This is a genomic window from Streptomyces diastatochromogenes (genome assembly GCF_002242805.1).
GTDB classification, from domain to species: Bacteria; Actinomycetota; Actinomycetes; order Streptomycetales; family Streptomycetaceae; genus Streptomyces; species Streptomyces diastatochromogenes.
The window spans coordinates 117,791-139,619 of the sequence record NZ_MCGQ01000022.1 but is presented as its reverse complement, the minus strand read 5'-3'; the positions used below and the strand labels follow the sequence as shown (position 1 = coordinate 139,619).

The window sequence follows — 21,829 nt, the reverse complement described above, 5'->3', positions numbered from 1 at the left end:
GCCTCCTCCTGAGGGTCGGAGAGCAACCGTCATTGGTTCCTGCTGGATTCGGTGTACGAGGAGCACGAGGGGCGGTCGGCTGGGTCGCACAACTCCTGGGAGAGGTAGGGACGATGAGTGGTATTGACGGCCTGGAGCCTGTGGCGACTTTCTGCGGGGACTGCGACTGCGGTTGCCCGCAACTGTTCGTGGACTCCGACGCTCCCGCGGAGCGCCGCGTCCTGCTCACCGACGATTTCGGGCAGCGCGTCCAGATGAGCGCCGACCAGTTCGCCTCCCTGGTGGCGGAGGCGAAGGCCGGAAAGCTCGACGGCATCGCCACCGCCTGATCCATGGCGCGGACCAGTGCAAATGTGCTGTGTGAAGGGACACGGGCAAACGTTGGCCCGGGTATGGCCCGGATCTTGGGACGGGGACCCGACCGGCGGTCTCAGCAGCCATCCGCTTTCCGAACGTCCGGCCCCGCAGGGGCAGCCGCACGTACGTCACGCGGGCTCGCGCCGAGTTCACGGCGGCAGGCCTTGTTGAAGGCCTGGAGATCGGCGATGCCCACGGCCGCGGCGACGGCGGTGATGGACAGGGTGGAGGACAGCAGGAGGTGGCGGGCGCGTTGAAGGCGTCGGTGCCGGATGTACGACACGACCGTGAGGCCGGTTTCGGTACGGAACACGCGCGTCAGGTGTGTGTGGGAGATTCCGACGGCGCGTGCGACGTCCGGTACGGACAACGGGCCGGCCAGGTGTTCCTCGACGTAGGCCTGTGCGGCGGCCACGAAGGGGTGGCGGCGCCCGGCTCCATCGCCCCTCGGCAACTCGGCGATGCGCCACAGAGCGGTCCAGACCTCGGCCGTGGCTCGCGGGGGAGAAGTCGGCATGGCCGCCACGGCGTTTCGGAGCAGATCGGCCAGGCGTGCGCTCTCGGCCGCGGCGTCCTGCATCACTGGTACCACCCGCGCGGTTCCGCCGTCGTGCAGCCGTAGATGGACGTAGTAATGCTCCGACCTGCCCCGGTAGTGAAAGTGCACCTCCGTGTTCGGCGGCACCAGGCTGACGTGGCCGGGGCGTATGGGGTGGACCGACTGTCCGACGGACAGAGCACCCTCGTAGTGGTAGAGGTGCAGCTGCCACAGGTCGGGCAGCCGGAAGACGTCGTGGGCGGTGGAGACGCCGTGCACCCCGATGCCTGCATTGACCACGGTGGGCGCCTCGTCGAGCCGTACTGTTGCGTGTTTCACGAGGATGGAAAATTACCAGCACTGGACGATTTCAGCCCACGACCGATCCGCACAACGCACGTACGTTCGTCGCATGCCAACCAGCAAGCAACTCCTGACATCGGTTCAGGTAGCGCGCTTCGTCGCGCAGGGATTCCTGCGCCTGGACGGGGTGGTGCCGCAGGAGATCAATGAACGGGCCGTCGCGGCCTTGACCGAGGCCCTGCCGGAAGTGCCCTACGGCACTCCGCTGGGCCGGGCGTTCGCGCCGGACACCTTCGTCCACGAGCTGCTCGCCCTGCCGGTCGTCGCCGGCGCTGTCGAGAGCCTGGTCGGCCCCGAGCCGACCGTCGACCACCATGCGGTTCATGTGCGCGAGCCGCACGAGGGACAGGCGCAGCCACTCCACGGAGACGCCATCATCGACGTGCGGCCGGACGCGTTCGACATCCAGCTCATGTACTACCCGCACGAGGTGACCGCCGAGATGGGCGGCACCCTCAGTGTGCCCGGAAGCCATCTGCGCAGGATCAACGAGACGGACGTCGGCCGTGTCCAGAACCTCAGGGGGCAGACCCGTCTGACCTGCCCGGCAGGCACGGTCGTTCTCGTGCACCACGGCATCTGGCACAGTGGCCGCCGCAACGACACCGCGGGCCGTCGCTACATGTACAAAATCCGCCTCAACCCGACGGTGCCGCAGGTGCGTCTGTGGGACGTCTCCGACCTGCACGACCCCGCGGTGACCGCGGAACTCAATGCGTACTTCCCCTGGTGCGAGCAGGCCACGGCCCGACTGGAGATCTACAACCGGGTCCTGCTGTGGCGGGCCCTGACCGGTGACGACTCGTTCGATGTCGAGTACTGGGTCACGCGCGTCAGCAACCGGCCGACCCTGAGGAGTCACGCATGAGGCAGCAGGTTCTGGTCCTCTATCTCGCGTCGTCGGCGCTGGACTCCGACGTGGTGGGTTGGTCCCGGTACGACGGGACCGGCCGGACCCGTCCGACGACCGGGGACAGCGACGAGCCGCCCTATTCCACAGGGCTTGCCGCGCTGCACGACGGGTGGCGCCTGTTCCAGGCCTCCCAACTTCTGCCGCCTCAGTCCGGTCACGAGTACGACGTCTCCTTCCTCAAGCACGAGTTCTTCTTCGAGAAGGTGGAGGACAGCTCTCGCCCTTGACCCGGAGCTGGAACGGCTGCTCCTGGCAGGTGGGGTGGCGTAGGTGTAGCGGGCGTTGAGTTCCTGGAGACACCGATGAAGGGCATGCATATGACATTCAGGGTTCCGTGGTGGAGATGCGGGAGGCGTACGGGGGTGCTCGCGTCGGTGACCGCCCTGATGGCAACGCTGCTGTCCGGGTTGGGTGCTGCCGGGACGGCGCAGGCGGCTACCGTGGATACGAACGCGTCGTATGTGCTGGTCAACCGTGGCAGCGGCAAGGTGCTCGATGTGGCGGGTGCGAGTACGGCCGACGGGGCGAGTCTGACGCAGTGGAGCCGTACCGATGGCGCCAATCAGCGGTTCCAGTTCGTCGACTCGGGTGGCGGCTATTACCGGTTGAAGGCGCAGCATTCCGGCAAGGTGCTGGACGTGCTCAACTACTCCACTGCCGACCATGCGGACATCGCGCAGTGGAGCGACGCCAACGGTGCCAACCAGCAGTTCCGGCTGGCCGACTCGCCGGACGGCTACGTCCGTCTGCTCAACCGCAACAGCGGCAAGGCCGTCGAGGTGGAGAACGCCTCGACCGCGGACGGTGCCAAGGTCGTGCAGTTCACCGACTGGGGCGGGGCCAACCAGCAGTGGCAACTGGTCCGCGTCGGCTCCAGCAGCGGCGGCGCACTGCCGTCGACGTTCCGGTGGTCCTCCAGCGGCGTCCTGGCCGGTCCGAAGCCGGACGCCCAGCACCCGGACGTGACGTCGATCAAGGACTTCTCAGTCGTTCGGTACAACAACCAGTGGCTGACCTTCGCGACCAGCGCCAGCCCTTCCGGCTGGGGTCTGGTGCAGTTCAACTTCGACGACTGGTCCCAGGCTGGGTCCGCACCGCAGACCTACCTCGACACCTCGCCCATGGGCCCCGGCTACCGGGCCGCGCCCCAGGTGTTCTACTTCGCGCCGCAGAACCTGTGGTACATGGTTTACCAGACCGGTCCGCCCACCTACTCCACGAGCACCAACCCCGCCGACCCGCACTCCTGGTCCGCGCCGCGCACCCTCATCTCCCAGGAGCCGCCCATCGTCACCCAGAACAAGGGCAACGGCACCTGGATCGACTTCTGGGTCATCTGCGACACGGCCAACTGCCACCTGTTCTTCAGTGACGACAACGGCCACATCTACCGCGCCCAGACCAGCCTGGCGAACTTCCCGAACGGGTTCGGGAACACGCAGCTGGTGATGTCGGACACCAAGAACAACCTGTTCGAGGCGACCAACGTGTACAAGGTCGCCGACAGCAACCAGTACCTGCTCCTCCAGGAGGCCATCAGCAACACGTCGGGCCGGCGCTACTTCCGCTCCTTCACCTCCACCAGCCTCACCGGCAGCTGGACCCCCCTGGCCGCCACGGAGAACGAACCCTTCGCCAGCCGCAACAACGTCACCTTCCCCGGCGGCGCCTGGACCCAGGACATCAGCCACGGCGAGATGGTCCGCGCCGGCAACGACCAGAACCTGACCATCAACCCGTGCCGACTGCAGTACGTCTACCAGGGCATGGACCCCAACGCCGGAGGCGACTACATCCGCCTCCCCTGGCGGATGGGCCTGCTCACCCAAACCAACTCCACCTGCTGACCGCCCGAACCGACATCGAGCATCCACGCACCCCGCCGGGCAACTCACCCGGCGGGGTGACGTGCTGCCTGCCCGGCGCCACGGCAGCCGCTCGCACGCGTCGCCGGCCGACTTGATCACGGCGAAGACCTCCGGTGTGGTGGAGCTGTCTAGGACTGCACCGCACGGAGGTCTTCGTGTCCCACCGTGATGCCCGTCTGACCGTTCACGGCAGGCGACTGCTCATCGAGCGTGTCTGCGCATGCCGTCCTGATGCGCATGTCGCGGCCGAGATGGGCATCTCGCGCGTCAAGGCCCACAAATGGATCCGCCGCCGGCGGGCAGAAGGCGAGCAAGGGCTGTACGACCGGCCCAGCCGCCCCGCACGACACCACACCGCACGGCGGCAGCGGTAGAGGCCCGGGTATGCCGGCTGAGCCAGGAACGCAAGCTCGGCCCCGCCCGACTGGGACCGATCCTGGGCCAGGCCATGGCCAGGACGGCGGAGATCGGAGCCCGCATGCAGATCCATGCTGAGGGCGAAGGCGACCGGCATCGCGCGCCACGTCCGGTGAACGGAGCGTCGGCGAACTCGCCCGTGGCTGGAAGGCGGCGCCCGCCCGGAGAGTCTCCCCGGGCGGGTACCCGCCCCACCTCAGGACGCCGTACCGGTCACTGTGCTCCCCGACTTGGTCACCTGGTACGTCACGGTGGCGCCGCTCCAGAAATGGAAGGTGAGCTTCACGCGTGCGTTGTCCTTGACCGTGTCGAGGAAGGCGGGAGTGAGGCGGATGGCCTTCCTGGCGTAGTCCGGCGCGAAGGTGGTGTTGAACTGCTGGTAGGGGGTCCAGTTGGTAGGGCCGGCGTTGCCGCCGTCGACGTACTCGGCCTTCATCGTCGCCAGCACATCCCCCCGGAACTGCGTGGGGATGCGGAACGAACCGGCCGTTCCGATCGTGCTCGACTGTGCCGGGGCGTCGTGGGAGATCACCTGGATCCGCCAGGGGACTCCTCGGGAGAACTCGGCCTGGAGGGTCGCGTTGACCCCGTAGGAACGTTCGCCGACGAGCCGCGTGAGCGTGGCCGCCTTCAGGGTGAGCCGGTTGCCGGAGAGGGCGTAGTCCCTGCCGCTGACCAGCTTGGTGGTGCCCTGCTTGAGAGCCTTGAAGGTGGTTCCGTTCAGGTTCAGCGTGAGGGTACGGTCCTTGACGGGACCGGACTTCGGTACAAAGACGTCGTCCGAGGAGGCGGTTGCCGAGCGCGTCGTCCAACTCGACCTGATCTGGCGGAAGAGTCCCGCATCCTTCCACCGGAGCTTGCCGCGGTCGTAGAAGGAGCCGTTGTCCCACAGCACGGTGGTGACCTTGTTGCTGCGGGCGGCGTGGCCGAGCGCCTCGAAGTATTTCAGCATCTCGCCGCGTTCCACGGCGCCGGGGCCGTGGTCGTAGCCGAGCAGGCCGTACTCGCCGAGGACGACGGGGATGCCCTGGGCGACGAAGATGTCGCGCATCCGCCTGAACGTCTTGTCCAGGTCTCCCCGGGCCTGCGCGTCGAAGCGGGTGGAGCCGGCGACGTTCACACTGAACGGGAAGTAGCCGTAGTAGTGCACGGTGGCGATCAGCCGTGGGTCGTGCAGCGACTTGATCGTGGTGGCCAGGTTGTCCATCAGTCGCTGGTCGGGGGTGCAGACCTCGGTGGGCAGCATGAGCAGGCGCTTGGTGTTGTTGCCTCCCGACGCGCGAACGACCTTGTGGAAGGACGTGTTCAGCTCGTTGAGCAGCTCGGCCTTGCGAGCGTTGTCGGCGTTGTCGAACTGGGGCTCGTTGACGCTCTCGAAGACCAGCTGGGCGGGCTCGTTCCGGAACGCGGTGGCGATCTGGGTCCAGGTCGTGTCGAAGCGGTCCAGGACCTTGTCGTGATCGGTGGACATCTTGCTGGTCCACTGCCAGGAGTCGTGATGGACGTCGATGATCACGTAGAAGCCGTCGGCGATCGCCCAGTCGACGACCTCTTTGACCCGGCTCAGGTACGCCGGGTCGATCGTCTAGTCCGGAGCCGCTCTCTGGTGGTCGCTCCAGGTCACGGGGATTCGGATGCTCTTGAAGCCCTGGGAGCGTACCGAGTCCAGCAGGGCCTTGGTGGTGCGGGGCTGGCCCCAGTCGGTCTCGTTGGGGACGGCCTCCAGGCTGTTGCCCAGGTTCCATCCCGGCTGCATCGCGGCCACGGCTGCCATCGCGTTGTCGGGAACCGGGGCCGTCGCCGCGGACGCCTGGGGCTTGCCGTCGTCGCCGAACATCCCGAAGACCGTGCCGTAGGCGATGACGCCCCCGGCGATGAGTGCCAGCGGTGTACCCACTGCGAGCCGAAGCCGGCGTCGGCGGTGCTGTGGGGCCTGCTGCTTCTTCATTGCTCATCCGTCCTGGAAGATCGAGCCGGTGTCGCCCCTTAGTGGCCGCCGACGGGCAGGAGGTTGCCGTCATTCACAGGCACGGCCGCCGCCCGTCTGGCTGGACGGTTGGAAGAACGCCAACGTCATCAAGGCCGTGCCTGACAAGGCTCCGCTCCCGGTACGGGTTCGTGCCGGTCGACGTCGTAGTTCTTGGGAGTGTTGCGGTCAATCGGGATGGTGCCCGGATTGGCAAGGGCGCCGACTACTCGGACCTGGAGTTCGGACTCTTGACGGAAGCCGGCCTCAGTGGAGCCGGCACTCTCGTCGTGACCACGATTCACAGGCTTCAGGTGATCGACACAGTGCGCTTGGCCGCGTGCCCCGGCTAGCAGCCCGACCTGGTAACGATGCTCGCGATCCGCGGGACGTCTGCCGGAGTGGGGGCAACGGCCACCTCGAGGACGGCTCTGGGCATGACAGACAACCCGAGCCGGGCGATCAGCGCCCTCAGTGCGTAGTAGCTCGCCCACGCGCGCCGGCCGGCCCGAACGGGACGAGCCGGCCCCAGCCGTCTCTGTCGCGGACGCCACTGTTAGCCCTGACCTCTGGGCCGCAGGGGGGGGGGCGACGTTCGTCCCGCTGCACCTGAACCTGTTGGGTTCCCACAATCACTTGAGTGGCGGGCCTGTGACGACCGTCCCCGTAAGGACTACTGCGCTGAGGGAGCGCGCTGTGCGGTGAGCACGGGCTGGTAGTACCCGCTGGAGGCCGGACTGTGCCAGGTGATGTTGGTGAAGCCGGCTTCGGCCACGAACTCTGTCAGCTGCGGCGTCGTCGGCGCCCAGTAGGTGCTCCGGCGGACTCGGACATGCCAGGTGTTCCCCGCGGGGATGAGCTGGAAGTGCTCCAGGTCGTAGCGCTCGCCGTCTTCATGCCAGTGCCACAGCTGGAAGGTGATCACTTGGCCATCGCGTGTTTCCGAGACCTGGGGAGGTGTCGCCGTGGGTCTGGTCTGGCGCGTCTCGTCATAGGCCCGGACAGTGATCACCAGCAGTCCGTCGTCTTGGAGTACCCGTCTCATGCCGAGGAGTGCCGCCCGGAGATCTTGCCCGGAGAGCAGGTGCGGGAGCGAGTTGTCCGCGCAGAGGACGACGTCGAATGACGTCTCTTTGAACGGCAGTTGGCGCATGTCAGCCGCGGCGGCCGGAAGCCGGCTGCCCCGGGCCGCCGCCTCGGCGGCGGCGCGCGCGGCGGCGACCGGGCTCAGGTCGCTGCCGATGACCTGGTGCCCGGCCAGGGCCAGCCCGATGGCCTGGGTGCCGATCCCGCACGAGCAGTCCAGGACGCTGTGCGGTCCCGCGCCGAGAGATTGGCGGACGAGCCCGCCCAATACCTCGGCCTGGTAGGCCATGCTCGCGTCCCAGTCCCGGAACATCAGGTGGTAGTCGTGGGCCAACTCGTCGTAGAAATGCCGCACGGAGAGCTCGGACATGTATCCCACCGTAGTGCGTGGCCGCCAGGGAGGACTGGCAGTTCAGGCAGCGGCTGCCTGACTTCGGCCGCCCCAGCGGATGCCCTTCTCGCTGCGGATACGGGCGCGTTCGCGGCGTTGGGCGGCCAGCACGTCGGGGCGGATGCCGAGCGGGCCGAACTCGTCGAACGCAAACACCCGGTCCGGGAAGTGCTCCAGCACGTGCTCGATCCGGTCGAGCTTGACGTCGTGCTCGGGGGATTCCTTCCAGGTCTTGGTGCGCTGGAGGGTGACGCCGCGGCGGGCGAGCAGGCACCGTAACGCCTCGCGGCCGATCCGGATCACACGGCCGTGTACGCGGCGCAGGCAGGCGGCGAGTTTGCGGAGGGACCGGCGGGTGAAGGGCTGCCCGAGCTTGGTCGGGCGGGTGGTGGCCGTCTGGACGACGAAGTCCTCGTCGTCAGGACTGAGCAGGCGGGGACGGCCTCCCGCCCACCGAGGGTCCAAGCAGGCCAGACCGATCTCGTTGAACCGGTGGATCACGTCCCGGACCGTGTCCTCGTCGGCCTGCTCCGGCCAAAGCTGCGCACAGACGCCCACACCTTGGAAACGCAGGCTGCCTCGGGGGCGCCCATGCGGCAGCATCCGAGCGCCCGCGCCACCAGAGATCGTTGTTGCAGGACGGGCGGAGAGACGGTCTCGAAATCCCTGGACCGGAAGCCTTATTTGCCCAGGTCAGCGCACTCTTCCGCGTGGCTTCAACGGCACCGGCGGCAGCTCGGGTGCGGGCAGCGGACCCCCGTCGTAGCCCTTCACCTCACCGAAACGTGCCCCCTTCATCCAGTCCTCGCGCGCCTGTTCGATCTCCTGCAGCGTACGCCCGACGAAGTTCCACCACATATCGCACAATTCCGCCGTTTCCTCAGGTCAGCGGCCTGCGCGACTGCTCCTGGTCAGCAAAGGGTCAGCGTCGGTCGCGAGGAGTCGGTCGGACGGGGCGCGGGATACGTCGGTCCGTGGGATGGGCTCGTTCTTCAAGGAATGCGAGCATCCGCGGTCCCGGTGGCCGAAGTGCCCCCACCTGCGTCGGCCAACACCGCCCTGCAAGCCGAAGCTCTCACGCTGCTGGCGCAGGGCGGCAATCCGTCGGCCGTGGCCGCAGAGCGGTGGCCACCCGCTCTGAGTCATACGGTCCCACCTGGCACAGGTTGTAGGGACCCTCCAGGGGCGTCTACACCAGTCAATCGCGGGCATGAAATCGCAGGTCAGGGCCTACTGGTCCGAGAGGGTCCGCCCAGGTCGTGATAGCTGCGTGATAGCGGGCGATACGGCGAGGCCCGCCAGAAGCCGTTCCGACGGGGACCTCCGCGCGGAGCCGTGAGACGCCGAAGCCGCACCGGAGCGCTCCGGCGCGGCTTCGGCGTGAGATCGGTTGCGCTCGCACGGGTGGTTCCCGGGAGCGGTGCAGGAACGCCTGCCCGAGCAGCCGACCCGCCGCAGGAAGGCACTCCCCGGTGCGAAATACTCTCCCGATGAGATCACGCACTTCCCCGATCAGCCAGCCGATCACGATACGGAGGGCAGTCGCGCGGGATGCCAAACGGCTCACGCGGCTCGTGCGTGGCTCAGGCGCCTACGAGGGTAAGTACGCAGGCGCAGTGGCGGGCTACCGGGTCGGTCCTGATTACATCGAAGCCCACCGTGCCTTCGTAGCCGTCGGCGCCGACGAGCATGGAGGCCGGGTCATCGGGTTCTACTCGCTCGTCCTCGCTCCACCGGAGCTCGACCTGCTGTTCGTCGCCAACGATGCGCAAGGACGTGGTATTGGACGGCTGCTCGTTGGGCACATGCAGTCCGAGGCCCGTGCCGCCGGGCTCGACCGTGTGAAGGTCGTGTCGCATCCTCCCGCCGAGGACTTCTACCACCGCGTCGGTGCAGTGCGGACCGGGACCGCGCTCGCGAACCCGCCCGCCGTGCCGTGGGACCGTCCCAAATTCGAGTTTCGTATTCCTCCGGAATGACGCGGTGTGCCGGTTCGCAGGGCACCGGCTTCGCCTGCATGGTGGCTGGCATGCAGGAGCCGCTGGACGCCGCGCTTTCGTGTGGGCCGTCGTCTCTGCCCTGGCGGGGGGATCGCCTGCGCCAGCGGCCTCTCCCGGCGATTCCCTCGCCTCCGGCACTTCCAGGGCCATCGGAATCGCGTACACCTCGGCTCGTTCCACACACGATCGAGGTCGCCCGCGTAAATACGTAGTTCACACAACCTTGATCTGCGAGACGAAGTGGCCACAGTCCACCGTCAGCGCTGTAGGGGGTGATGCCTTGCCAGTGCAGCCATCAGCGCAAGTGGAAGCAGTCACAGCCCGTGCCCCGTGGAGCTTGGCCGGCCGGCGTCGGTGCGGCCCGCGGTGGAGCGGATCGGCGGGAGGCTCGGGACACGGACATCAGAGCCTGACTGTCGTGGGTGTTGGCGAGGTCCGACTCGGCGTTCGGGTCGTCGTAGGCGTCGACGATGGCGATGGTCCTGCCGGAGCCGCCGGCGGACGCGGCGGAGGTCAGGCCGTAGGCCGACTGCAGTGCGGAGGCTCTCCCATGGCCCAATTGCCCACATTGCCGTATGCGGCGGCAGCCGCCACGAATGCCGCGGCACTGCTGTACCCCCGCGCCGTTTGGTGAGTGTTCTGGTGGGCGGGGTTTCGTCACGCACGGGGGTACGACGTCCCGCGTCCGGTGCCGTCATCGGCTGGCTCGAAGGACTCCCCGAGAGCGCTGACATCGAAGACCTGTTCCCCCGCTCAGGGCCTGAAGCCGCCGACAGGACAAAGCCTCGGGAGTTCGTCCTCCGACGTCCCAGGGCTTCGTGCTTTCGGATCTCACCGCATCGAGGATTTGCGCGGCCCGCGTGGTCTCTACCTGCTCGCCGGTCCGTCGTCTCCCGTCCGCTCGCCGTCCGCCGGGCGTGGGGCTCCCCGATGCATGCGGATCACCGCGTACGTCTCTCCGTTCCTGGGCGGCCGCGTCCAGGAGCGGGTGGCGAATGTGTGCAGCCGCCCGTTCAAGATGGCATGACGCGGCAGAGACGCACCGAACTCGCCGGCCACCGCTTCCAGCAGCGACCGTTCCGCCTCGACGCCGTCCGCCAGGTCACCGAAGAACCGGCTCGGGTCCAGTGCCTGCGGTATCTCCCCGCTCTGCCGGATCTCTCCGTCCCCGTATGTGAATGCGTACTGCTCGGCACCGTCTCGCGCCACCGAAAGGTGGAAGAACGGTTCTCCGTGCCACGTTCTCAGGCCGCTCCACACCACCACCGCGCGGGTGCCGGCGCTGGCGGCCGCGGCCGGGGAGACGAACCGCCGCTGGTCGAACGGGGCGGGATCGCCGTCGAAGGCGAAGCTCCAGCCGGTGCCGGCCCGGCCGACCGCCATGAGAGCCCTGTCGTCGTAGGACGAGAACTCCCTCTGGTCGTGCAGCGACCTGTCGCGCGCCTCCCAGAAGGTCATGGGTTCGTTCAGCAGGGTGCCGTCCCCGTCCGCGAGACGTCCGGGCAACTCCTGCGGCTCCACACCTTCCACCAGGACGAACCGGTAGGACGTGCGGTTGTTGCCCGGGTCCGGCTCCGCGAGCCACGCCAGGTCGCCCGGGTCGAGCCCGACCGTCGGCCTCGGCGCCTCGCCGGCCTGCCCGCCCCTTGGCGTGGAGAGCAGCTCGTGGCCGCGCCCCGGGGTCAGCAGCGGCCCGAGCACGGGGTCGGCCACCCATCCCAGCGGCGCCAGGTGGTCCGGTCCCAGCGGCTCCCACAGGGACAGAGCATCTATCAGTGTCCGCCATGCCCCGTCGGTGTCCCCCCACCGTGCCAGCTCCCGCGCCCGCTCGACCGCTTCCCCGAACGGTCCGGCCGCCGTGTATCGGTACGTGCCCTTCCGCATCTGATCCAGCGTGGCGTAAGCCAGTGACACCAGGTCGTCGTCGGCGCCCCCCAGATGGAACGTCAGCGTGGAGTCGTCCCGGTACGAGTGCGCCGCATGCTCGGCGACCAGCGGTGGCAGCATCTCGGGCGCGTACCGCGGGTCCGTCACCAGGCCGTCGAAGTACACCATGTAGGTCTGTCCGAGCAGGCGGCGTATCTGGTCGCCCAGCCCAGCGGCTCGCGGTCTGCCGTACTCCTTGGCCTCGTCCAGCGCCTCCCCGGCCCGTTCCCAGCCGCCGCGCAGCGCCTCCAGCCGGGCCTCCTCCACCAGGGCGTCCAGATCTCGCGTCGTGTCGTTGGCGAACACCGGCTCCCCGTCGCTCCGGTGCGCCCGCAGGCTGTGGAGCTCCCGGTACATGTCCCGCATGAACTCAAGGAAGTTCGCGTGCCGCTCGGGCGGCGCGGCCCGCCAGCTCGCCCATGTGTACACGGCCCACTCGCCGTCCTCGTCCACGTCCTCGGGGTCCATGAGGACGTGGGTGATGTCGGACTCGACGTCGAGCTGCAGCCCGCGCCGCCAGATGTCCGCCTCCAGCCGCTCCTCGGGCCCGGCGTCCTCGTCCAGGTACTCCTCGAACACGTCAGCAAGTCCCGACTCGTTGTCGTGCCAGTGCGCCTCCTGGGTCCCCGCCAGCAGCCACACGAAACCGCCCGCGTGCCGCCACCCGTCGCTGACCTTGAGGAACTCCCGGTACGACGGGGGCATCCGTCGGCCGAGGCGCGCTTCCATGGCTGCGATCCGCTCTTCGGACGCGGGCGGGAACCCCAGCCACCGCGCTTGCCTGGCGGTCTCGTCGTCCTCGCCCCGCGTCTCGCCGTCCGGCAGGGAATCTGCCCACTCCCCGCTCCACTTGAGAAGGAAGGGCCGCCAGTCGAATGCCGTGGTGTCCGTCATGTGTTCGATGCTGCCACCCGCTACTGACAGCGCTCCGCTGTTTGCTGCGGCCAACGGGACCTCTGGTACGCGACCGGCACGGCAGTTGTGCCGGCGTGCTTGCCGGCAGCGGTGTCCGGTAATCGCCGGTCCGCGGTAAATGCCTGGACTGAGGAGCTCCCTCGACGGGACACTTCCGACTTCCGAACCTCCGGGAGCGTGATGGGGACAACAGATACGCGAGGGCCGATGCCGGGCAGGAGCGCGGTCGTTCTGGCACTGTGCCGCTACGGCCGGGAACTGCTGCGACTGCGGCGGCTGGCCCTGCCCGCGCTGCTGCTGCCGGCCGCGGGCAACATCGGCACCCGCTACGTCGCCCCCCTACTGATCGCCAAACTGGCAGGACAGGCCGCCGACGACGGCGGTCTCGCCCTCAGCTCGGCGCTGCCGTACGTGCTGGGCTTCGGCGTGACGCTGCTGCTCGCCGAGGCCGTGTGGCGGGTCGGGCAGCACTGCCTGAACCGCGTGGACGCCCTCGGTATGGAACACCTGTACGTGGGCGGCATGGACGAACTCCTCGCCAAGGACGCGGCATTCTTCCACGACAACTTCGCCGGCTCCCTGACCAAACGGGTACTGAGCTTCGGCAAGCGCTTCGAGGACTTCGTCGACACGGTGACGTACCGGATCGTGGGCAGTCTCGTTCCCCTGGTGTTCGGTGCCGTGGTGCTCTGGAGCTATGAACCGATGCTCGTCGCCGGCCTTCTTGTGATGATCGTGCTGACCGTGGTGGCCGCGACACCTCTGATCCGTCGTCGGCAGAGGCTCGTCAATGACCGTGAGGCGGCGATCGCCCGGGTCTCCGGCCACGTTGCCGACAGCCTCGTGAACATGGAGACCATCCGGGCGTTCGCGGCCGAGGGGCGGGAGGCCGACGAACACCGCAGCCGTGTCGCGGATTCCCGGCGCCTGACGCTGAGGTCGTGGGACTACGGCAATCTGCGCGTCGACACCCTGATCGCCCCCATGTCCGTGCTGACCAACGTGCTGGGTCTGCTGGTCGCCATCGCCTTCGGTGGCTCGGGTCAGGGAGTGGAGGAGGTCGTCGTCGCTTTCACCTACTACTCCAACGCAACCGAGATCATGTTCGAGTTCAACCAGATCTACCGGCGGCTGGAAAGCTCGATGACCGAGGCCGCGCAGTTCACGGAGCTGCTGTTGGATCCGCCCACCGTGCTCGACCCGACGGAACCCGAACCGCTCGCACCGCGGGACACCGGTATCCGCTTCGAGGCGGTGACCTTCGCTCACACGGGCGCGAAGCCGATTTTCCAGGGACTCGACCTGGACGTGCCCGCAGGCGCACGTATCGGCCTGGTCGGCAGGTCCGGCGGCGGCAAGACCACACTCACCCGGCTCCTTCTGCGGATGTCGGACATCGACGACGGACGCATCCTGATCGGTGGTCAGGACATCCGCCGGCTGCGCCAGACCGACCTGCGCTCACTGATCGCCTACGTCCCGCAGGAACCCGCCATGTTCCACCGCAGCCTGCGGGACAACATCGCCTTCGCCCGGCCCAGCGCCACCGACGAGGAGATCCACGCCGCGGCCGCGGCCGCGCACGTCACGGAGTTCGCCGACCAACTCCCCGACGGCTTCGGCACTCTGGTGGGGGAGCGGGGAGTGAAACTCTCGGGCGGCCAGCGCCAGCGTGTCGCCCTCGCCAGGGCCATCCTGCGCGACGCCCCGATCCTGCTGCTCGACGAGGCGACCAGCGCGCTGGACTCGGAGAGCGAGCTCCTCGTTCAGGATGCCCTGTGGCGGTTGATGGACGGACGTACGGCCCTCGTGGTCGCCCACCGTCTGAGCACCGTCGCCGGCATGGACCGTCTCGTCGTCCTCGACCGCGGAAGCGTCGTCGAGCAGGGCACCCACGAGGAGCTGCTCGCGGATAACGGTGCCTACGCCAAGCTGTGGCAGCACCAGTCGGGCGGCTTCCTCGGCGAGAGCACCGAGTCGGCCCTCGGACGTCCGGTCCCAGGAGCCGCTCCCAGCGGGCTGCCCGGACCGGCCGACCCGGCGCCGGACGGGGACCGCAGGACGTCGCCGCCCGCTCGTACGAGCACCGGGTCCACGTGACCGAGTCGGTCACGGACATCCTCGCCTGCCGGCGGTGTCATGCTGATACGTCCGTCGCATGCGGCAAACTGCGAAGCGCCGGGGGAAACGACCGCTGCTCCCGGACCGGCTGACGCCCGACTCGCATCGATGCGGGCGTCAAGCCGACGATTACCTGATGGCCTGTCAGTAAAGTCAGCATTGGGTCAGCATTCGTCCGACCGCGGCTGCTCGCAGATGCCCGCACCGGTGCGAAAGAAACGTCTTGCAGCCGTACTCGGGCCATCCGGCAGCGGGAAGTCCTCGCTGCTGAAGGCTGGGCCCGTTCCGGCTTTGCGGGAGACGACGGGTGCCGACCGGCCGGCGGTGATACGGGTTCTGAACCCCGAGGAGCGGCCCGCCCACACACATGCTCCGCCTGCACCCGAAGGTGAAAGCCGAGGCCGACGAGGGCTACCTAGGACTGGCCAACGAGTTCCCCGACCAGGTCAGCGCCCCGCCGAAGAAACCGAAGGATGACGCCCCGCTCGGCGAGCGGCATGCCTGACGCGAGCAGCGCCGACGACCATCCGCCCGCCGGATCTGCGTCGAGCATGTCATCGGAGAAGAGAAGAAGTGGCGCCCGCTGCAGCGGTACACCGGACGGCGCTAGTACTACCCCGAGACCCACGCCGCCATCGCCGGCCTGCTCTCCGACCGCGCCGCCCGCAGACCGACCCGGCACCGGACGAGACCGAACTGGTGCCCGTCCACCGCACGGCCTGCTGATCACCACCAGACAATCCACCAGGGCCAGCACGTCCCGACGTCAGTCGCGTACCAAGTCGTAAGGCCGGCCCTTGGACGGCCGGCTGCCTCTTGGCCGGCTATGGCGACGGGTGATTGGGGCGGAGTGATCTCGATGGACTGACTCACGTGCCCCCGGCATCCACGGCCCATACTGCCCCGGGGTGAGGACTGTCTGCGTGACTGAGAGCTTCCGTCTGCATGGGTCGGCGTGGATCGTGCGAAATTCACCCGCGGCAGCTGCCGGCGAGAGTGGCGCACAGCGACGGGCCGACAGAGCAGGCGATTCCCGCTTCTGTCAAAATCGGACGTACCGATTGGCCTCTGCGCCGCCACCCTGCCATACAGATGTACCGAGGTTGTCGTGAGCAAACCCGTGGCCCGCGCGCCTCAGCGCCGCAATGCACGATCCAACCGGGCGCGCATCCTGGACACGGCCCGCCAGGAGCTCGGTCGGAACCCGGACATCACGATGGAGGAGCTCGCGCGAGCCGCCGGTGTCGTGCGGCGCACGCTCTTCGGGCATTTTCCCGGGCGTGACGCTCTGCTGGCGGCGCTCGCCGACGAGGCGTCCGCAGCGCTGCGGGAGGCGGCGGAAGACGCCGTGGGGCTGGATGAGCCGGCTGAGCGGGCCCTGGCGCGGCTGTTTCTTGCGATGTGGCCCGTGGGGGACAGGTATCGGATGCTCCTGGCGCTGGCTCGCAGGCACTTGGGAGCCGAACGCGTAACGGGGATCCTGGCTCCGGTCCGAGACGCGGCGACGGACATTGTGGAGAGGGGACAGCGGGAGGGAGTTTTCCATTCCCACCTGCCGCCCGTGGCGCTCAGCGCTGGACTGGAAGCGCTGATGGTCGCCTTGCTGGAGAGCGTCAATGACGGGGTCCTGGATGATGATGTCGTCCCTCTCGTCGTCGCCACCCTGATCGCTGCCGGGGTGCCGGAGAAACGTGCGAGTGACGTGGTCGTGGACGTCTCTTCCGTGATCAATGCCAAGCCCGGCTTCGGTGATGGCACCTGATCCCGGTCGCTGCGCCTCCGTCGAGCGGAGCCGCGCCGCGGCCACGAGGTGGGAGTCTGCTCCTGCTCGCAGACTCCCACCTCGGGTAGTTGCTGTCACGGCACACGGTGGCGAGGGACATCAGAGCTGTGGGTGACTCTGCCGCGACCCACCTCGGTGAGCCATAGCCTCACGGGGAATCCTGGATGGCTTGCTCGGACCAGATCGTCTTGCCGTTCTGTCCGTGGCGGCAGCCCCATCGTCCGCCGAGCTGAGCGACGAGGAACAGGCCGCGTCCTCCCTCGTCGGTCATGCGGGCACGCCGCAGACGGGGCTGGGTGCTGCTGGAGTCGGTGACCTCGCACACCAGGACGTTGTGGCGAATCAGACGGAGGTCCATCGGCGGACGACCGTAGCGGATGGCGTTGGTGACCAGTTCGCTGACGATGAGTTCGGTCGTGAAGAGGAGGTCGTCCAGGCCCCACATGGTGAGTTGGCGGGTTATCCACCCTCGGGCCTTGGAGACGGCGGCCGGATCGGCCGGGATCTCCCAGTGAGCGGTGTCCGCCGTCGGGATGGCGCGGGTGCGGGCCAGCAGCAGGGCCGCGTCGTCGCGTGGCGCCTGGTCTGCCAGGTCGGCGAGGAGAGCCCGGCCGGTTTCGTCCAGGGCACTATCCGGACGGCAGTACGCGGCGAGGGCGTCCGTCAGGCGCCGCAGGCCTTGGCCGCTGTCGCGATCGCCCCGTTCGACCAGGCCGTCGGTGTAGAGAGCGAGGATGCTGCCCGGCGCAACGTCGATCACGGTGGTCTCGTACGGCATGCCGCTGAGGGCGAGTGGTGGCCCCGGGGAGATCCCGACTGCTTCGGCGGTTCCGTCGGGCCGGACCAGGACGGGTGGCGGATGCCCGGCACTGGCCATGGCGCAGCGCCTGGTGACCGGGTCGTAGACCGCGTACAGGCACGTTGCGCCGATGATGTCGCGGTCGCCGGATGGGGCTTCGGCCGCGAGGCGCTGGTTCAGGTCCGCGATCCGGGTGAGCAGCTCGTCCGGTTCGAGTTCCAGGTCCGCGAGCGTCTGGATGGCGGCACGCAGGCGGCCCATGGTGGCGCTCGCGGGCATGCCGTGGCCGACCACGTCTCCGGCGACAAGGGCCAGCCGGAGCGAGGGCAGAGCAATGGCGTCGTACCAGTCGCCGCTGATGTCCGCTCCCCCGCCTGCGGGCAGGTAGACCCCGGCGGTTTCGGCTGCCGGAGTGTCGGTCGTGGCGGGGGGAAGGAGGCGCTGCTGCAGCGCTACGGCTGCCCTGTGCTCGCGCGTGTAACGGCGGGCGTTGTCGATGGCGAGCGCACCCCGGGAGGCGATCTGCTTCATGAGATCCACCTCGTCCTCGGTGAAGGGGTCGGATCGGCCGCATCGCCAGGCCGATATGGCGCCGAGTGTGAGCCCCCGGGCATGCAACGGTGCCACCATCACCGAATGGGCCTGCTTCGGGACGAGATACTCGACCAGCTGCGGGTCGCTGAGCATGGCGATGACGTCGTCAACGCCGAAGACGACTGGCTCGCCGTGTCGGAAGCTGTGCAGCAGGGGGTGGGAGAAAAGGGGCGGGACGGGCTGCCCACGCTCGATGCCGGCCGGCCACACTGCGGTGGCCGGCGCAAGAGCCGCGTTGTTCATGTCTCCACCGCCCAGCTGCGTCGAGGGTTCGTCCCCGGCGAAAACGGGGTGCGCTAGGTCGACTGCGACGAGATCCCCGAACGCAGGTACGAGAACGTCTGCAAGGTCCTGCGCGGTGTGTACGACATCCAGGGATCCTCCTACCCGCTCGGCCACCTCGCGGGCGAGGTCCAGATGACGGCGGGCACGCATCTGGTCGGCTTCGTCGATGTACAGGGCTGCGACCCCCGTGGCGCGTCCCCGCGCGTCCTCCAGCCGGAAGGCGGACAGCGACAGCGCGTACTGCCGCGCCGGATCGTGCCGCCAGCTCACTTGCTGGTTTCTGCGGACCACTGGGGCACCCGTCTCGAGTACCTGGCGCAGTACTGCCTCGAGGTTCTCCGCGTCCTGGGCGCACAGCACGTCGCTCAGCCGAGCGCCGGGCGGTACTGGACGGCCGTCGACATTGCCCGGCGTGGCGTTCGTCTGCACAGTGGTGAGATCCGTGTCGTGCACGGCGATGGTGATCCCGTTCTGTGCGGCCAGCGCACGCAGCAGCGCCGCACCGTGCTCGTGGTTGGTGACGTGGGGCGTAGGGGCCGCCAGGACGAGGATCTCCGCCGAGCCCCCCACCATGGTGGTCCTGAAGGTGACATCGATGGTGTCGCCGCACTGGTGCCACAGCCATACCCGGCCGGATGCCGGCATCTCCGTGGCGCCGCGCAGGTCGTCCGGGAGGCCGGCCACCAGTTCCTGCACGGGGCGGCCACAGACCTCCTCGGCGCGGAACCCCGTCAGGTCCTCTGCTGTTCCGGTCCACCGCAGCACCGCGCCTCGATCGTCGAGCACGGCGGCTGCCAGACCGTCGAAGGCGTACAAGCTGCCGCTGGGGCCGGAACCGGAGACGGCCCTCGATCCGTGGGAGGCGCCTGCGGAGTCTGCGTTCTTGACATTGTCGATATCCATCTGTGGCTTCCTGTACGAGAGCCTGCGGCTCGAGAGATCGGCGTGTGGTGGCGGCCATTGGCCGCCGGTCGGCAGCGCGTCACACCGCAACGGCTTTCGAGGGCAGGTCTTGTTCGGCCCAGACGACTTTGCCGTCCGTTGCGGAGCGTGAGCCCCACCTGCGGGACAGCTGAGCGACGAGGAAAAGACCGCGGCCGTTCTCGTCGATGGTGTGGGGATGACGGGGGCGTGGGTGGCCGGTGTTGCTGTCGGAGACTTCGCACGTCAAGACCTGGTGCTGAATGAGCCGCAGGCGGATCGGCCCGCCGCTGTAGCGGATGGCGTTGGTGACCAGTTCACTGATGACCAGCTCCATGGTGGTCACCAGATGCTCAAGCCCCCATTCGTTGAGCTGACGGGCGGCTGCCTGCCGGGCGATGCGGGCGGCGGCCGGTTCGTTCGGCAGTTCCCAGGAGGCGACCTGGGCCGGTTCGAGGCCGTGAGTCCGCGCCAGGAGCAAGGTGACATCGTCGCCCGGCGCCTGAGTCGGCAGGGTCTCGATCACCTGAGAGCACAGGTCTTCCAGGGACGAACCGGTCTCTGCCAGGGCGGCGCCCAGGCGATCCAGGCCCACGTCGATGTCGTCGTCGCGGGACTCGACCAGACCGTCGGTGTAGAGCGCGAGCAGAGTTCCCTCGGGCAGTTCCAGTTCCACGGACTCGAATGGGACGAGACCGAGGCCGAGGCCGAGCGGGGCCCCGGCGGGCATGTCGGGGAAAGTGATATGGCCCTGCGGGTCGATGACCGCGGGCGGGGGATGCCCGGCCCGCGCCATCGTGCACCGCCGGGTGACCGGGTCGTAGACGGCGTACAGACAGGTTGCGCCCACCGCCGCGGGGAACTGGTCCGGAGCGTCGGCATCTTCTTCGCTCAGCCGCCTGACCGTGTCATCGAGGTGGCTCAGCAGTTCGTGGGGAGGCAATTCCATGTCCGCGAGCGTGCGCACGGCGGTGCGCAATCGGCCCATCGTCGCCGCGGCGTTGATGCCGTGTCCGACCACATCTCCGACGACGAGGGCCACCCGGGCGCCAGACAGCCTGATCACGTCGAACCAGTCGCCCCCCACGCCGTGGTCCATGTCAGCCGGCACATAGCGCGAGGCCACATCGACGGCGGCGCCGCCCCCCACATGGTGGGGGAGCAGGTCACGTTGGAGCGTCAGTGCCGCGGTGCGTTGGCGAGCGTACTGGAGAGCGTTGTCCAGGCTGAGCGCGGCCCGGGTGACGAGCTCCTCGGCGAGGAGGAGGTCGTCCTCCTGGAACGGCGCCGGCTCCTGGGAGCGGCCGAACACCGCCAGCCCCAGCACACAGCGGCGCGCACGGATGGGTACGACCATCAAAGAGTGGACGCCGCTGTCACGGAGCTTCTGCGTCCGCACCGGGTCGTGACTGACCCAGGGGCCTGAATAGGTGTCCAGCACCGATTCCAGGTACGACGTGCCCGTGCGCAGGGCGGTGGCGAACAACGAGGCCGGGAAGGGGCGGATCACCTCTTGGCGCACCCACGGCAATGTGAGGACACCCCGGTCGATGGAGGCCACACCGGCACGGCGCAGCACAGGTGGGGGGCCGCTCGCCTTGCCGGTCCCCCCCGAGGGATCTACGCCGAATGGAACCGACTCCACCAGGTCGACGAGTGCGTGGTCGGCCAGCAGGGGCACGGCAAGGTCGGCCAGTTCCTGCCCGGTCCGCATGAAATCGAGGGTGCTGCCGATGCGCGTGCTGGCTTCGCTGAGGATGGCAAGGCGCTCGCGCGCCCGCCGGTTGCCGGTGACGTCCACGCTCATGGAGCACACTGCCAGTGCCGTGCCGTCCGCGTCCTGGAGGCAGAAGAACGAGGCCGAGAACGCGTGCTCCCGGCGCCGGTCCGCCGACGACCACGCCCGGTACTCGTGGACCATGGTGGTGCCACTCTCCAGCACCTGCCGCATCACCACCTCGAGCGCTTCGGCCTCGACGGCGGGCAATGAGTCCCGCAGGCGGCGTCCGAACCGTCGCTCACGAGGAGTGCCGTCGTGGCGCTCCATGACGTCGTTGACCCAGGTGCAGCGCAGCTGCGGGTCATAGACGGCGATGCCGACCGGTGAGTGGGCCAGGAGCGACTCCCGCACAGCTCCGTCGGACGCCCCCGAGGACAGGGTGCCTATGTCGGTAACGGACACCAGCCACCGGGTGGCGGCGTCCTGCCCCCACAGCAGTGAGATCCGCAGCGTCATTTTGATGGTGTGGCCGTCGCGGTGGCGGACCGTCACGGTGCCGGACCAGCCACCCTGGGCGCGGCACTGCTCGGCGAACGCCGAAGCCCTCGGGGCGTGTTCGGCGGGCGGCAGCACATGTGCGGCGGACCGGCCCACCACTTCCCCGGCCGAGTACCCGACAAGGTGCTCAGCGGCGTGCGTCCACCCCACCACGGTCCCCTCCCCATCGAGCATCGCTATTGCCGCGTCGGGTATCTCTCGGGGGCTCACCGGCTCGGTGAGTGGTGTGTGGTCGGTGTTCGTCATCCGGTTCTTCCCATCGGTGCGTGGGTGTGAGGCAGCGTCGGCATGTGCGTCGGCCTGACCTG

At 68.5% G+C, this 21,829-nt stretch carries 16 protein-coding genes and 5 pseudogenes; 11 read left to right on the top strand and 10 right to left on the bottom strand.

From position 1 onward, the window contains the following. Positions 1-113: 113 nt before the first annotated feature. The gene (locus tag BEK98_RS25745) at positions 114-329 is read left to right on the top strand and encodes a hypothetical protein (RefSeq protein WP_094219034.1); all 216 of its coding nucleotides are present in this window, start codon (positions 114-116) and stop codon (positions 327-329) included. Positions 330-430: 101 nt separating this feature from the next. Here the strand turns inward: BEK98_RS25745 and BEK98_RS25740 are convergent, their stop codons facing one another. Further along, positions 431-1,234, bottom strand: coding sequence for an AraC family transcriptional regulator (locus tag BEK98_RS25740; protein WP_094219033.1), 804 nt, complete (start codon positions 1,232-1,234; stop codon positions 431-433). Between the two features lie 73 nt (positions 1,235-1,307). Between BEK98_RS25740 and BEK98_RS25735 the strand changes: the two genes are divergently transcribed. The 4 genes and pseudogenes from BEK98_RS25735 to BEK98_RS25720 form a co-directional block, all read left to right on the top strand. Beyond that, on the top strand, positions 1,308-2,126 hold the full coding sequence (locus tag BEK98_RS25735) for a phytanoyl-CoA dioxygenase family protein (protein WP_094219032.1): 819 nt from the start codon (positions 1,308-1,310) through the stop codon (positions 2,124-2,126). Next, the gene (locus BEK98_RS25730; RefSeq protein WP_094219031.1) at positions 2,123-2,398 is read left to right on the top strand and encodes a hypothetical protein; all 276 of its coding nucleotides are present in this window, start codon (positions 2,123-2,125) and stop codon (positions 2,396-2,398) included. The genes BEK98_RS25735 and BEK98_RS25730 overlap by 4 nt, the downstream gene beginning before the upstream one ends. Before the next feature lie 213 nt (positions 2,399-2,611). Beyond that, on the top strand, positions 2,612-4,018 hold the full coding sequence (locus tag BEK98_RS25725) for a non-reducing end alpha-L-arabinofuranosidase family hydrolase (RefSeq protein WP_244201975.1): 1,407 nt from the start codon (positions 2,612-2,614) through the stop codon (positions 4,016-4,018). Positions 4,019-4,194: 176 nt separating this feature from the next. Then, positions 4,195-4,481 (top strand): annotated as a pseudogene (locus BEK98_RS25720) (leucine zipper domain-containing protein); the annotation flags it as partial. A 171-nt stretch (positions 4,482-4,652) separates the two neighbouring features. On the opposite strand, the gene BEK98_RS51140 reads toward BEK98_RS25720, so the two are convergent. Both BEK98_RS51140 and BEK98_RS50130 read right to left on the bottom strand, forming a co-directional pair. Beyond that, positions 4,653-5,351: a X2-like carbohydrate binding domain-containing protein gene (locus BEK98_RS51140; RefSeq protein WP_341868987.1), complete on the bottom strand. Its 699-nt coding sequence runs from the start codon at positions 5,349-5,351 to the stop codon at positions 4,653-4,655. Next, a pseudogene (locus tag BEK98_RS50130) lies at positions 5,343-6,212 on the bottom strand (glycoside hydrolase family 5 protein); the annotation flags it as partial. The gene BEK98_RS51140 and the pseudogene BEK98_RS50130, both read right to left, overlap by 9 nt. Positions 6,213-6,334: 122 nt before the next feature. On the opposite strand from BEK98_RS50130, the gene BEK98_RS51320 reads away from it, so the two are divergent. Beyond that, positions 6,335-6,775, top strand: a complete 441-nt coding sequence (locus BEK98_RS51320) for a 5-formyltetrahydrofolate cyclo-ligase (protein ID WP_208643224.1) — start codon at positions 6,335-6,337, stop codon at positions 6,773-6,775. A 320-nt stretch (positions 6,776-7,095) separates the two neighbouring features. Here BEK98_RS51320 and BEK98_RS25705 read toward each other — a convergent pair whose 3' ends face one another. The 3 genes and pseudogenes from BEK98_RS25705 to BEK98_RS25695 form a co-directional block, all read right to left on the bottom strand. Then, complete coding sequence (locus BEK98_RS25705; RefSeq protein WP_094219030.1) at positions 7,096-7,878, bottom strand: class I SAM-dependent methyltransferase; 783 nt, start codon at positions 7,876-7,878, stop codon at positions 7,096-7,098. A 135-nt stretch (positions 7,879-8,013) separates the two neighbouring features. After that, positions 8,014-8,457 (bottom strand): annotated as a pseudogene (locus tag BEK98_RS25700) (helix-turn-helix domain-containing protein); the annotation flags it as partial. Between the two features lie 135 nt (positions 8,458-8,592). Next, positions 8,593-8,757, bottom strand: a pseudogene (locus tag BEK98_RS25695) (pirin family protein); the annotation flags it as partial. Positions 8,758-9,389: 632 nt separating this feature from the next. Between BEK98_RS25695 and BEK98_RS25690 the strand changes: the two are divergent. Further along, positions 9,390-9,878, top strand: a complete 489-nt coding sequence (locus BEK98_RS25690) for a GNAT family N-acetyltransferase (RefSeq protein ID WP_167444262.1) — start codon at positions 9,390-9,392, stop codon at positions 9,876-9,878. A gap of 316 nt (positions 9,879-10,194) precedes the next feature. Here the strand turns inward: BEK98_RS25690 and BEK98_RS51315 are convergent, their stop codons facing one another. Both BEK98_RS51315 and BEK98_RS25680 read right to left on the bottom strand, forming a co-directional pair. Beyond that, positions 10,195-10,458: a hypothetical protein gene (locus tag BEK98_RS51315; protein ID WP_094219028.1), complete on the bottom strand. Its 264-nt coding sequence runs from the start codon at positions 10,456-10,458 to the stop codon at positions 10,195-10,197. Between the two features lie 308 nt (positions 10,459-10,766). Then, positions 10,767-12,719, bottom strand: coding sequence for an SMI1/KNR4 family protein (locus BEK98_RS25680; protein ID WP_094219027.1), 1,953 nt, complete (start codon positions 12,717-12,719; stop codon positions 10,767-10,769). 201 nt (positions 12,720-12,920) lie between these two features. Here BEK98_RS25680 and BEK98_RS25675 point away from each other — a divergent pair, with 201 nt between their 5' ends. The 4 genes and pseudogenes from BEK98_RS25675 (at position 12,921) to BEK98_RS25670 (ending at position 16,623) form a co-directional block, all read left to right on the top strand. Beyond that, positions 12,921-14,840: an ABC transporter ATP-binding protein gene (locus BEK98_RS25675; protein WP_094219026.1), complete on the top strand. Its 1,920-nt coding sequence runs from the start codon at positions 12,921-12,923 to the stop codon at positions 14,838-14,840. 39 nt (positions 14,841-14,879) lie between these two features. After that, positions 14,880-15,176, top strand: a pseudogene (locus tag BEK98_RS51135) (nSTAND1 domain-containing NTPase); the annotation flags it as partial. A gap of 52 nt (positions 15,177-15,228) precedes the next feature. After that, positions 15,229-15,366 carry a hypothetical protein gene (locus BEK98_RS49110; RefSeq protein WP_167444261.1) on the top strand — a complete coding sequence of 46 codons (138 nt, stop codon included), beginning with the start codon at positions 15,229-15,231 and terminating at the stop codon, positions 15,364-15,366. Positions 15,367-15,969: 603 nt separating this feature from the next. Next, positions 15,970-16,623, top strand: coding sequence for a TetR/AcrR family transcriptional regulator (locus tag BEK98_RS25670; protein WP_094219025.1), 654 nt, complete (start codon positions 15,970-15,972; stop codon positions 16,621-16,623). A gap of 169 nt (positions 16,624-16,792) precedes the next feature. On the opposite strand, the gene BEK98_RS25665 is transcribed toward BEK98_RS25670, so the two are convergent. Both BEK98_RS25665 and BEK98_RS25660 read right to left on the bottom strand, forming a co-directional pair. Next, on the bottom strand, positions 16,793-19,225 hold the full coding sequence (locus tag BEK98_RS25665; RefSeq protein WP_094219024.1) for a SpoIIE family protein phosphatase: 2,433 nt from the start codon (positions 19,223-19,225) through the stop codon (positions 16,793-16,795). Between the two features lie 79 nt (positions 19,226-19,304). Beyond that, on the bottom strand, positions 19,305-21,767 hold the full coding sequence (locus tag BEK98_RS25660) for a SpoIIE family protein phosphatase (protein ID WP_094219023.1): 2,463 nt from the start codon (positions 21,765-21,767) through the stop codon (positions 19,305-19,307). Positions 21,768-21,829: the final 62 nt, after the last annotated feature.

What these genes read in the sequence shown, in the direction of transcription:
- BEK98_RS25680 (WP_094219027.1), bottom strand. Translation starts at nt 12,719, where the DNA reads ATGACGGACACCACGGCATTCGACTGGCGGCCCTTCCTTCTCAAGTGG.
- BEK98_RS49110 (WP_167444261.1), top strand. Translation starts at nt 15,229, where the DNA reads ATGCTCCGCCTGCACCCGAAGGTGAAAGCCGAGGCCGACGAGGGCTAC.
- BEK98_RS25705 (WP_094219030.1), bottom strand. Translation starts at nt 7,878, where the DNA reads ATGTCCGAGCTCTCCGTGCGGCATTTCTACGACGAGTTGGCCCACGAC.
- BEK98_RS25660 (WP_094219023.1), bottom strand. Translation starts at nt 21,767, where the DNA reads ATGACGAACACCGACCACACACCACTCACCGAGCCGGTGAGCCCCCGA.
- BEK98_RS25690 (WP_167444262.1), top strand. Translation starts at nt 9,390, where the DNA reads ATGAGATCACGCACTTCCCCGATCAGCCAGCCGATCACGATACGGAGG.
- BEK98_RS25730 (WP_094219031.1), top strand. Translation starts at nt 2,123, where the DNA reads ATGAGGCAGCAGGTTCTGGTCCTCTATCTCGCGTCGTCGGCGCTGGAC.
- BEK98_RS25675 (WP_094219026.1), top strand. Translation starts at nt 12,921, where the DNA reads ATGGGGACAACAGATACGCGAGGGCCGATGCCGGGCAGGAGCGCGGTC.
- BEK98_RS25665 (WP_094219024.1), bottom strand. Translation starts at nt 19,225, where the DNA reads ATGGATATCGACAATGTCAAGAACGCAGACTCCGCAGGCGCCTCCCAC.
- BEK98_RS25735 (WP_094219032.1), top strand. Translation starts at nt 1,308, where the DNA reads ATGCCAACCAGCAAGCAACTCCTGACATCGGTTCAGGTAGCGCGCTTC.
- BEK98_RS25745 (WP_094219034.1), top strand. Translation starts at nt 114, where the DNA reads ATGAGTGGTATTGACGGCCTGGAGCCTGTGGCGACTTTCTGCGGGGAC.